Raw genomic sequence first — 12073 nt, 5'->3', positions numbered from 1 at the left:
CATGGCCCGCATCAAATTTCGAACGTGCCTGATGCAACCCGCACCGCGTGGCCGCCGATGCGGGCGCGGCCGATTTCGCCGTCCTTGATGTCCATGCGCAGGTGGATGTGAGACGGTCTTTCCATCTCCACCCCCTGCTCGATCAGAAGCGGATAATGTCCGTCAGTCAGCCCGTCGAAATGGTGGATGGCGCCGGAAAGCGCGGCGGCGGCCGAGCCGGTTGCGGGGTCTTCGGCAATGCCCATATCCGGGGAGAACATACGGGCATGGAACTTTGCGGCGTGATTGACACCGCCGCGACAGTAAATATAGGCCGCCGTCAGCAGCCCCTCAACCAGCGGTGCGGTGCGCAGCCACAGACCGGCGTCGAAATCCATATCACGCACTGCGGCGATATTATGCATCGGCACCAGCAGGAAAGGCACGCCGGCCGTCCAGATCGATGGCACATGATTTTCAAAACCGAGATGGCCTTCGCTGACACCCAGCGCATCCGCCAGGGCGGCATGATCGAGGGGCAGGTCCACCCTTGAAGATCTGCGCGGCAGATCGAATTCCGCAAAGCTGACGGCGCCGGCGCGCATTTTCACCGCGCAGCGCACGGGCCCCACCTTCTCCTCGAGTACGCAGACCATATCGATGTCGTCATCGCCATCCCCTCGATTGCGCTCGGCAATCGCTACTGCGGCGCCGACGGTCGGGTGTCCGGCGAAAGGCAATTCACCCGAGGGTGTGAATATGCGCAGGGAAGCCGCGTGCGCAGGGTTGCTGGAGCGATTGATGAAAACGGTCTCGGAGAGATTCATCTCCCGGGCGATGGCCTGCATCGTCCCCTGATCGAGGTCATCGGCATCATACATCACCGCCAGCGGGTTTCCCGCCATTTTCGTCTCGGTAAACACATCATAGATATTGTAGTGCAGCGCCACACCCGTCTCCTGCCATTCGACACCTCGTCTGCCTTGCGCAAACTGCATCAGGCCGCCTTACACCGCAACCCTTGTTGCGACAGGAAATCAAGAAGCTGTGGAACGGCGCGATTCAATGGCATGGCCGGGAGAACGTCTCCCTGCCCGAAAGGCCTTGTCGCCGGCGGCCGTCTTCATGTACCAAGGATGCGTCTTGCGGCTTGCGACCGGAGGTCTTGAACGACTTTCGAAGATTGCGAACCGCTTCAACAGGTTACATTGCAGTCGCAGGCCGGGTCCCGGTCTTCGCCGTTGTCGAGGGAAGCGGATGTCGCATTCTACCTATTCACTATCCTTCGTAGCCTCCGCGACTGCGGAGGCGCAGGCGGCGCTGGAAGAGCTGAAAAGCGCTTATGGCAATACTCCGTTTGACGAAGCGGACGTCATCGTGGCTCTCGGCGGTGACGGATTCATGCTGCAGATTCTCAACGAGACGATGAATTCCGGCAAGCGTGTCTACGGCATGAACCGGGGCTCGGTCGGCTTCCTGATGAACGACTACCGGGTGGAAGGCCTCATCGAACGCATTGCGGTGGCAAGCGGCAACGATTTCCACCCCCTGCGGATGACGACGACGGATTCCGACGGCGACGAGTTTACGGCGCTCGCCATGAACGAAGTCAGCCTGTTCCGCCAGTCGCATCAGGCTGCCAAGCTTCGGGTCGAGGTGGACGGCAAGGTGCGACTGGAAGAGCTGATCTGCGACGGCATGATGGTGGCGACGCCAGCAGGGTCTACGGCGTATAATTTTTCCGCTCATGGACCGATTCTGCCGTTGGAATCGCCGCTGCTTGCGCTGACGCCGGTCAGCGCATTCCGTCCGCGGCGCTGGCGCGGCGCGCTTTTGCCGAATAAGGTCACGGTCGACATTCATGTTCTCGAACGCGACAAGCGCCCGGTGAACGCGGTGGCCGACCACACCGAGGTGAAATCCGTTCGTCATGTACGGATCGCACAATCGCAGGACAGGACGGCCAGAATTCTCTCGGATCCGGACCGTTCGTGGTCGGACCGGGTCCTCGCCGAACAGTTCAACAACTGAAGCCAACGATCGACAATGCCATGCAACTGACAAGAACCATCATCGCAGCCTGCCTTTTCGCCGCCGCCGCGCTTCCGGCGCGGGCGCAGACGGAAGCGATTGACGCGCTGCCGGTCTCGGCGATCTTTGTCACCAGCAGCGGCATGTGGGAAGATCGCAATCTTGAGCCGGTGAAGGGGCCTGACGGGCAGCTGCGGCCCCCACCTGCCTCACCAACGCGCGGCTATTACAAGGTCATCGCCATACGCCAGGGCGATGGTACGGCGAAAATTTATCTGCAGCGCATCGCCTTTACCGCCGAGGGGCCGAATCTTCTCGAAAATATCGAGCTTGAGGAATTCAGTCAGATGAAGTCCTATGTCACGGATATTCGTCCCGAAAGCTCGAATGGAGCGCCCGCCTCGCCCGGCCTTTTCGTGACGGTTTATCTCAAGACCGATCCGATGAGCAAGGAAGCGGAAAGCTGGACGATCCTGATCGACGAGCTGGGTGAGATGAAGGTTGAGAAGGCTTCGAACTAGCCCGTGATTGGCCGGTGGGCAGTCGTCATGCAATAGTCTGGGTGTTCAACTCATGAGGGCCATCCAGAACTGCACCGAAATGATGCTTCCACAAGCGCGCGCCCAGTTCGCCGCTGCGGTCGAGACTCGAGCCGACCGTCAGCCACGGCAGAAGCGTGGGATGAAGTCCCGCATCGAAGAGCGCAAAACCGGCAGCCAGAACGCAGGTATCTGCCTGTATGCCGCAGACCAGCACGCGGTCGAGCTTCAGCGACAGAAGATAGTCGATGGCCTCCCGTGGCGGCGCATAGCCATGTTTAATGAAGATGCGATCGGCAACCACCAGCGACTCATCGTCCCTGCCCGGCTTCCAGCCAAGTTGCCGTTCAAATGGCGTCACGCTTTCGTCATGGCGTTCGACAGTCGCGAGGCTGGGCATGGTCTGCGCGAGACTGGATATCTCGGCAACCAGCGTTGCCGGAGGATTGAAGCTCGGCTGGATGTCGACGATATAGAGCGCCTGTTTCATGCATCTCCTCCAATGAAAAACCCCTCGCAATGGGTTCGCGAGGGGTGATCTTTTTCGATCGACGCGCCTAGGGCCTCAGTCGATATCCGCCACGTCCACATCCGCACCGCCGCTGATGCGGTGGGCAAGAGCGGCTTCCATGAATTCGTTCAGGTCGCCATCCAGCACGTTGCCGGGCGCCGTGCTTTCCACGCCGGTACGCAGATCCTTCACCAGCTGGTAAGGCTGCAGGACGTAGGAGCGAATCTGGTGGCCCCAACCGATATCGGTCTTGGATGCCGCCTGCGCATTGGCCGCTTCTTCCCGCTTCTGCAGCTCCACCTCATAAAGGCGGGCACGCAGCATGTCCCACGCCTTGGCGCGGTTCTTGTGCTGGGAGCGTTCCTGCTGGCAGGCGACGGCAATACCGGTCGGAATGTGCGTGATGCGCACGGCCGAGTCCGTGGTGTTGACGTGCTGACCGCCCGCACCGGACGAACGATAGGTATCGATGCGGCAATCGCTTTCATTGATATCGATCTGGATCGAATCGTCGACGACGGGGTAAACCCAGACGGAAGAGAACGACGTGTGGCGACGCGCGTTGCTGTCATACGGCGAAATGCGGACGAGGCGATGCACGCCCGATTCCGTCTTCAGCCAGCCAAAGGCATTATGTCCCTTGACGAGGATCGTCGCGGACTTGATGCCAGCTTCTTCGCCATCGTGGACTTCCAGAACCTCGACCTTGAAACCTTCACGGTCGGCCCAGCGGGTATACATGCGCAGCAGCATGTTCGCCCAGTCCTGGCTTTCGGTGCCGCCAGCGCCGGAGTGCACTTCGAGATAGGTATCATTGCCGTCGGCCTCGCCTGAGAGCATGGCTTCCACCTGACGGCGGTTTGCCTCGCTCTTCAACGCCTTCAGCGCGTCTTCGGCGTCCTTGACGATTTCATCATCGCCCTCCATCTCGCCGAGTTCGATCAGCTCGATATTGTCACGGAGCTGCTGCTCCAGCGCCTTGACGCCATTGATGCTGTCATCGAGCTGCTGGCGCTCGCGCATCAACTTCTGCGCCTCTGCGGCATCGTTCCAGAGGGTCGGATCCTCTGCCTTGTTGTTCAACCAGTCCAGTCGTCTTATCGCCTGGTCCCAGTCAAAGATGCCTCCTCAGCAGGCTTATGGCCTGCTTGATTTCGTCGACTACGTTCACGATTTCATTGCGCATTTCGCTGGTTCTTCACCTTCATTGAAACTCGTTGCTCAAATAAATGCGGGGGGCGCGGATGTAAAGACCCGCGCCCCCGCCAAACGTCATGGCTGATGTCAATAAAGGCCGCCGCCACCGCCGGTGATGGCCTGCTGCGCCTGTGGCGAGGTCTTCAGAATATCTTCCTGCGACATGTAGCCTTCAGCACCGATGACCGAGAAGCTATCGGCCGGGCCTGTGCCGGGCTTAAAGGCTTCCATGATCGTGTCCGGTTCGCCTTCCGCTGCCGCCATGCCGGTCTTGCGGTTGACGGCGACGAAGTTCATGCCTGCAGGCACGATGAACTTGCTCGGCTGGAGATGCTTGGCCGCATCGGCGATGAATTCACCGAAAATCGGCGCAGACAGCGAGCCGCCGGTACCACCGCGACCGAGCGGTGCGGGCGAGTCGAAACCAATGTACAGGCCGGCAACCATGTCCGGCGTGTAACCGACGAACCAGGCATCCTTTTCATCATTGGTGGTACCCGTCTTGCCGGCAACCGGCAGATCGACCTTGATCTTGCCTGCGGCCGTACCGCGCTGCACGACACCTTCCAGCATGGAGGTGGTCTGATAAGCGGTCATCGGGTCCAGAACCTGTTCGCGGTTGTCGACGATCACAGGCTCATCCTGGTTCTGCCAGCTGGTAGCGTTGCAACCTTCGCAGGCGCGCTCCTCATGGCGGAATATCGTCTTGCCATAACGGTCCTGAATGCGGTCAATCAGCGTCGGCTTGATCTGCTTGCCACCATTGGCGATGACCGAATAGGCCGAAACCATACGCATCACGGTGGTTTCACCAGAACCGAGCGACATGGAGAGAAGCGGCGGCATCTTGTCGTAGATGCCGAAGCGTTCGGCATATTCCGCCACCAGATTCATGCCCATGTCCTGCGCCAGACGCACGGTCATGAGGTTACGGGACTTTTCGATGCCGAGGCGCAGGGTCGAGGGACCTGCAGAACCGCCGCCGTAATTCTGCGGTTTCCAGACCTGGCCGCCCGACACCACCTCAATGGGCGCATCAAGAATAACCGATGCGGGCGTATAGCCATTGTCGAGCGCCGCTGCATAGATGAACGGCTTGAACGAGGAACCGGGCTGACGCATTGCCTGCGTCGAGCGGTTGAACTCCGATTGCGCATAGGAGAAACCGCCGACCATGGCCAGAACGCGGCCGGTATGCGGGTCCATCACCACCATACCACCCTGGACCTTGGGCGGCTGCCGCAGGCGATATTCATTTCCGGAGCTGGAAAGCGGTTGTGCATAGATGACGTCACCGACTGTCAGGACGCCAACCGGAGACTTGGCGGTGGCTTTCTTGCCTGCCGCGTCACGATAGGCCCAGCGCATGTTCTCCGCAGAGATGTGACCGCGCGTGCGCTTGTCGCCATCTTCCGCATCGGGGTCGGCCTGGATGCCGATATCGACACCATCTGCGGCAACCGCAAGCACGACCGCGACCTTCCATTCCGGAACGTCTCTCAAGCCCTTGACCTTGGCAAGCGCAGCCGTCCAGTCGCCGGCCGTCTCGATCTTTTCGATGGGTCCACGGAAACCGCGACGCTCATCATACTGCACCAGACCATCCTGAAGCGCCTTGCGGGCCTCCATCTGAATCTGGGGATCGAAGGAAGTGCGAACGGAAAGGCCGCCTTCGAGAAGTGCTTCCTCGCCGTATTTCTCGACGATCTGGCGGCGGACTTCTTCGGCAAAGTAGTCGGACGCGAAGATATGCGCGCCACCGCGGCGCAGGTTCACTCCAAGCGGCTGTTTCTTGGCGTCTGCAGCATCGGAGGCCGTGATATAGCCGTTTTCGGCCATGCGGTCGATCACCCAGTCGCGACGCTCGAGAGCCGCCTTTTCGCGGCGGATCGGGTGGTAATTGGCCGGACCTTTCGGCAGCGATGCCAGATAGGCGGTTTCCGCAATGGTCAGTTCCGTCACCGACTTGTTGAAATAGGTGAGCGCCGCGCCGGCGATGCCGTAGGAATTCAGGCCGAAGAAGATCTCATTGAGATAAAGCTCAAGAATCTTGTCCTTGGAATAGGTCTGCTCTATGCGGAAGGAAAGAATGGCTTCCTTGAGCTTGCGGTCGATGGTCTGGTCGTTTGTCAGCAGGAAGTTCTTCGCGACCTGCTGGGTGATGGTGGATGCGCCCACCGGACGGCGGCCGGAGCCGAAATTCTGGATATTGACGAGAATGGCACGGCCGAGGCCCCACACATCGACGCCGGGGTGATTGTAAAAATTCTTGTCTTCCGCGGACAGGAAGGCGGCCTTCACCCGGTCGGGAATGGCCTGGATCGGCAGGAACAGGCGCTTCTCATGGGCATATTCCGCCATAAGCGCACCATTGCCCGCATGCACGCGGGTCGTGACCGGCGGTTCATAGGTGCTCAGAACTGCGTAATCCGGCAGGTCCTTCGTCACGCCGTGCAAATAAATCGCACCGGCGGCGGCGGCGCACAGGAAGAGCACGCTGGCCAAGCCGAAAAAATATCCAATCAGTCTGATCATACCAAGCTACCGATAATTCGAATCGTAACCATCCACGCCCGAGGAAACGGGCGCATCTTTGCATATCGCGTGCCGTTTTGCACACCATACCTTCGATGACAAGCCGGATACGGCAGCATTCGCTGATATGTTACCGGGCCACCAGCCCGCAACTCCGCGCCAACGCTTTGCGGACCGCCACCGAATCCGAGTTCCGAGTAACGCGGCGAATGTGAGTAAAATAGGGCTCGGCCCCGTTATTCATCCGCAAGGTCCCGAATTGAACAGCATTTTTAGCGATCAATGGCAACGCGGCAACAGCTCTGCCGACGCGGCGCATTTCCCTTCAACCACCGTTCGCCAGAGCCTTCGAACGGTACCGCCCGACGGCTGTTGCCAGCGTATCGGCCACCTTCTTGCGCCATTCCGCATCGAGAAGCAGCTTCTCGTCGTCAGGATTGGAAAGGAAACCAAGCTCGAGAAGCACCGATGGCACGTCATGGGCGCGCAACACCATGAAACCGGCGTAACGATGTGGATTGTTGATGAGGCCAACCTGCCCCTCGAAGGAAGAAACGATGTTTTCGGCGAGTGTCACCGAGAACGCCTGGGTTTCCCGGCGCGTGAAATCGAGGAGAATATCGGCGACTTCCGGCGGCTCGCTGGAAACGGCGACACCGGCGATCTGGTCGGACTTGTTTTCACGCTCCGCCAATTCCTGCGCCATACGGTCCGACGCGCGATCGGACAAAGTATAGACGGTCGCGCCGCGTATGCCCTTCTGTTTCAGTGTATCGGCATGCAGGGAGATGAAAAGACTGGCGTTGTTCTGCCGCGCGATCGTCACGCGTTCGGACAAGGCAAGAAATGTATCGGAATCACGCGTCAGGAAGGCCTTTATGCCGGGCTCGCGGTTCAGGCGCTCCGCGAGCTCCTTCGCGAACATCAAGGTGATGACCTTTTCCTCGGTGCCTGTCGTGCCACCTGAGGCGCCGGCATCGATGCCTCCATGACCGGCGTCGACCGCGATGACGAATTCCGCCGGGCGGGAAGTCTTGTCCGCGGGAGAAATCGCGGCGGTGGTAACGGGCGCAGGCGCCTGCCACTGCTGCTCCTTCACAAGTTCGGCGAACTTGCCCTTGGTGGTGATTTCCGTATCGAGGACGAAACGGAAGGACTGCCCGTCATCGGCCTTTTTCGTTTCAGCGACCGCCACCCGCACCGGCTTCTTCGCCGTCAGCACGATACGGGCGCTGTTTTCCCCCATTCCGCCGAAGCGAATATCGGAAAAAAGGCCGGTCGGCCTGAGATCGGATGCGGGAAAGCTGAAATTCACCGCCGGGAAGTCCACCACGATGCGGGCGGGCGAATCGAGATAGTGAACGTCGAACTCCGGCTCCTCGGCAAAATCGAGAACGATGCGCGTGCGCGCCTCATCGCCGATGATGCGGGCCTGATGCGCGACGAGCGGCTCCGTGGCCTGGACGGCCGGAACGACGGAAACCGAGGCGACGGCAGACAATGTCACGACAGCCGCAAGCCGCGCGATTCGCGCGCCAATCCACCCTGCCCCACCTGATTTCGTTGCGCTGCGCGTGAAATTCATGGTCTTCAAGAAATTCCGTATTTCAGTCATTTTCGATAACCGGCGCGGTAAAACACCCGGAACGGTGCCGTTTCAACCACGCCGGACGACAATTTGCGCGTTTGCGCCTCACCATCGCAGGCCTTGGTGAACCAATTGTTAACCCGGAAATTCCACCAACAATATGGCATATTTAGCCAGCCTATTGCTATTATGACAGAGAAAACATACAACATGGATGAGGGTTAAAAGTGTTGACGGGATAGATGCCCGCCGGCTGCCAATCGAAAAAGACGCTGGCGCTGCAAATCGGGCAATCATCTGCCGTCGTTACATTTATCCTGAAACTCGATCAATTCCGGCCGTGGCCGGAGACCTACCCGGTGGCGCTGCCACCGCCGCTCTGAGGAGAGCAAATTCATCGGACCCCAAGGGGTCTATATATTATTGTCGTTCCGCCTGGCCAATGATGTCGCAGCAGTTTTCACATGAACCGGATACCAGGAGCAGGCCAAGCGCCTCGCCGTCGGTCCGGATGCTGCCAGTTTACAGACGCCCGGCAGGAGACTTCATTTCCGGCACATCCTTGCACTCATATGAAAGGCTCGTCCGTGTGGCGGGCCTGTTCTCGTATAAAACAAGGCTGCGCCGAGGAGCACAGCTTACATGGCAGACAAAATGCTTATCGACGCCTCCCACGAAGAGGAGACACGCGTAGTCGTTGTCCGTGGGAACCGGATCGAAGAATTCGATTTTGAATCGGAACACAAAAAACAGATCCGCGGCAATATCTACCTTGCCAAGGTCACCCGCGTTGAGCCCTCCCTCCAGGCGGCCTTCGTGGATTACGGTGGAAACCGTCACGGCTTTCTCGCTTTCGCGGAAATCCATCCGGATTATTACCAGATCCCGCTCGCTGATCGTCAGGCCCTGCTGAAAGCGGAAGCCGAGGATCATCGCCGCAGCGACGATTTCGAATCGGCCGATGCGCCTGAGCCCGCCGCCCCGATGATCGACCTTTCGCAGGTGGATCAGCCGGATGTCGGCATTGTTTCCGCAAGCGAAACCACTGAGACCGTTGTGACGGAAGAAGCTGCACCCGTCGTGGAAGCGGTTTCCGAAGAAGCGGCCGTCGAAGTCGTCGCGGAAGAAGCGCCGGCTGAGGAAGAAAAGCCGAAGAAGCGCGTTCGCCGCCCCCGCGCCAAGAAGAAGACAGCCGAAGAAATCGCAGCCGAGGCGGCAGACGCGTCTTCCGAAGACGATGGCAGCACCGGCGGTGAAATGGCCGCGATGGTCGATACCGACACGATTTCCGAGGAAGTCGAAGGTCTTCGCCGCGGCAATGACGATGATGACGACGACGATGACGATCACCACGAAAAGGAAGTGATCGAATCCGTCGGCGCCGAAGACGCCATGGAAGAAGTTCCGGATCGCGTTGCCCGCAAGCCGCGCAAACAATACCGCATCCAGGAAGTCATCAAGCGCCGCCAGATCCTTCTCGTGCAGGTGGCCAAGGAAGAGCGCGGCAACAAGGGTGCTGCACTCACCACCTATCTGTCGCTGGCCGGCCGTTACTCCGTGCTGATGCCGAATACGGCGCGTGGCGGCGGTATTTCCCGCAAGATCACCCAGCCGACCGACCGCAAGCGTCTGAAAGAAATCGCGCGCGATCTGGAAGTGCCGCAGGGTATGGGCGTCATTCTGCGCACCGCAGGCGCCAACCGCACCCGCGTCGAAATCAAGCGCGACTTCGAATATCTGATGCGCCTGTGGGAAAACGTCCGCACGCTGACGCTGAATTCCACGGCTCCCTGCCTCGTTTACGAGGAAGGCTCGCTGATCAAGCGTTCGATCCGCGATCTCTATAACAAGGATATCAGCGAGATCATCGTTTCCGGCGAAGAAGGCTATCGTGAAGCGAAAGACTTCATGAAGATGCTGATGCCGAGCCACGCCAAGGTTGTTCAGCCTTACCGTGACATTCACCCGATCTTCTCGCGCTCCGGCATCGAAGCGCAGCTCGACCGCATGCTGCAGCCGCAGGTGACGCTGAAGTCGGGCGGCTACCTCATCATCAACCAGACCGAAGCTCTGGTTTCGATCGACGTCAACTCGGGCCGTTCGACACGCGAGCATTCCATCGAGGAAACCGCGCTGACGACCAACCTGGAAGCTGCGGAAGAAGTGGCACGCCAGCTGCGTCTGCGCGACCTTGCCGGTCTTGTCGTCATCGACTTCATCGACATGGAAGAAAAGCGCAACAACCGCGCCGTCGAGAAGAAGCTCAAGGACTGCCTTAAGAACGACCGCGCCCGCATCCAGGTCGGCCGCATCTCGCATTTCGGTCTTCTGGAAATGTCGCGCCAGCGCATTCGGGCTTCGGTGCTGGAATCGACCACGCAGGTCTGCCAGCATTGTGGCGGCACGGGTCATGTGCGTTCGGAATCCTCCATCGCGCTGCATGTGCTGCGTGGCGTCGAGGAATATCTGCTGCGCAACACCACCCACAACATCACCGTGCGTTGCACGCCGGAAACGGCGCTCTATCTGCTCAACCACAAGCGCGGCACGATTGTCGATTATGAAGGCCGCTTCGGCGTGTCGATCATCATTGCCGCCGACTCCGGCGTCGGCGCCCAGCATTTCGCCATCGATCGCGGTGAAGCCGTCGAAAATCCCGTGAAGATCGAAAGCCTCATCCAGATGCTGCCGAACTTCGTGGAAGAAGAAGACGATTTTGTCGCCGAGGTGGAAGAGGACGAAGACGAGGAAGAAATCGTCAAGACCGAAAGCGCCCAGCCCCGCCAGCAGCAGCAGGGCGACAATGGCGAAGAAGGCAAGCGCAAGCGCAAGCGCCGTCGCCGCCGTCGTGGCAAGGGCGGTCAGAACGACCAGAACGGCTCGCTTGAGGCCGGTTCCGGCAACGACGCTGACGGCGACGATGCCGAGGGTGATGACGACGGGATCGACACCGATGACAATGGCGTTGAGACCGAAAACGGCACTGCGGAAGCTGTAACCTCCGAAGAGGAAAGCAAGCGCAAGCGCCGTCGCCGCGGGAAGCGTGGCGGTCGCCGCAATCGTGCAGAGGACGAAGCTCTCGACGCTTCCGGCGCTGAGGACGAAGGCGAAAGCGAAAGCGACGAAGCGCCTGTAACTGAGGCACCGGTAACCGAAGAGGCGACCGCAGCCGAAGTGGTGGAAGGTGTCGTTGCCGACGTCGTGGAAGAGGAAGCACCGAAGAAGCCACGCCGTACCCGCAAGGCGAAGGCCAAGACGGAAACCGAAGAAGCGCCGAAGGCCGAAGCGGTTGAAACGGTGGAGCCGGTGATAGTTGAGGAAACCGTCGTGGATGTCGCTGTTGAAGAAGCAGGCGAAGCGTCGGCCGATGTCGCTCCGCAGGCGGATGCACCGGCGAGCGAAGAAAAGGTCCGCGCGAACCGGGGCAGCAATGTTTCGACTTCGGAGCCGGTGGTTACGTCGTCGTCTCCCAATCCCGATGGCGATGAGCCGAAGCCGCGCAAGGGCGGCTGGTGGCAGCGCCGCGGCTTCTTCTGAGAGAAGCTACGTTCTGGATAAAAGACGCCCGCAACGATGTTGCGGGCGTTTTCTTTTATCGGTGCAAAGAACGGGCCCTTTTAGGGCCACTGACATTTCCTCATTCCATGCTTGTCACAGGAACGCAGTCAACGCATGCCCGCGGCGGGAGCGTCC

At 59.7% G+C, this 12073-nt stretch carries 8 protein-coding genes; 3 read left to right on the top strand and 5 right to left on the bottom strand.

The genetic code is table 11. The features are described 5' to 3' along the window. Window positions 1-11: 11 nt before the first annotated feature. Entirely contained in the window at window positions 12-929 is a 918-nt protein-coding gene (locus FHW77_RS12385; protein ID WP_006698029.1) for a PhzF family phenazine biosynthesis protein, read from the bottom strand. Between the two features lie 307 nt (window positions 930-1236). Between FHW77_RS12385 and FHW77_RS12380 the strand changes: the two genes are divergently transcribed. Together FHW77_RS12380 and FHW77_RS12375 are read left to right on the top strand one after the other, a co-directional pair. Next, window positions 1237-2010, top strand: a complete 774-nt coding sequence (locus FHW77_RS12380; protein ID WP_004441471.1) for an NAD kinase — start codon at window positions 1237-1239, stop codon at window positions 2008-2010. Between the two features lie 20 nt (window positions 2011-2030). Next, a complete protein-coding gene (locus FHW77_RS12375) occupies window positions 2031-2531 on the top strand; it encodes a hypothetical protein (RefSeq protein ID WP_004441468.1) in 501 nt (166 codons plus the stop codon). Window positions 2532-2556: 25 nt separating this feature from the next. Here FHW77_RS12375 and FHW77_RS12370 read toward each other — a convergent pair whose 3' ends face one another. The 4 genes from FHW77_RS12370 to FHW77_RS12355 all read right to left on the bottom strand — a co-directional run bounded on the left by FHW77_RS12370 (window position 2557) and on the right by FHW77_RS12355 (window position 8377). Next, the gene (locus FHW77_RS12370) at window positions 2557-3039 is read right to left on the bottom strand and encodes a cysteine hydrolase family protein (RefSeq protein ID WP_004441466.1); all 483 of its coding nucleotides are present in this window, start codon (window positions 3037-3039) and stop codon (window positions 2557-2559) included. 75 nt (window positions 3040-3114) lie between these two features. After that, a protein-coding gene (gene prfB / locus FHW77_RS12365) for a peptide chain release factor 2 (RefSeq protein WP_004441463.1) occupies window positions 3115-4246 on the bottom strand; the annotation gives its coding sequence in 2 pieces (ribosomal slippage) (window positions 3115-4176 and window positions 4178-4246; 1131 coding nt in all). 98 nt (window positions 4247-4344) lie between these two features. Further along, the gene (locus tag FHW77_RS12360) at window positions 4345-6792 is read right to left on the bottom strand and encodes a penicillin-binding protein 1A (RefSeq protein ID WP_004441461.1); all 2448 of its coding nucleotides are present in this window, start codon (window positions 6790-6792) and stop codon (window positions 4345-4347) included. 325 nt (window positions 6793-7117) lie between these two features. After that, complete coding sequence (locus tag FHW77_RS12355; RefSeq protein ID WP_034495741.1) at window positions 7118-8377, bottom strand: N-acetylmuramoyl-L-alanine amidase; 1260 nt, start codon at window positions 8375-8377, stop codon at window positions 7118-7120. Window positions 8378-9022: 645 nt separating this feature from the next. On the opposite strand from FHW77_RS12355, the gene FHW77_RS12350 reads away from it, so the two are divergent. After that, on the top strand, window positions 9023-11917 hold the full coding sequence (locus FHW77_RS12350) for an Rne/Rng family ribonuclease (RefSeq protein ID WP_004441454.1): 2895 nt from the start codon (window positions 9023-9025) through the stop codon (window positions 11915-11917). The last annotated feature ends 156 nt before the right edge of the window (window positions 11918-12073 follow it).

This window comes from Agrobacterium sp. RC10-4-1 (assembly GCF_014138475.1).
Taxonomy (GTDB): domain Bacteria; phylum Pseudomonadota; class Alphaproteobacteria; order Rhizobiales; family Rhizobiaceae; genus Agrobacterium; species Agrobacterium pusense.
Note: the sequence above shows the minus strand (reverse complement) of the source record. Positions and strands in the feature narration are given on the sequence as shown.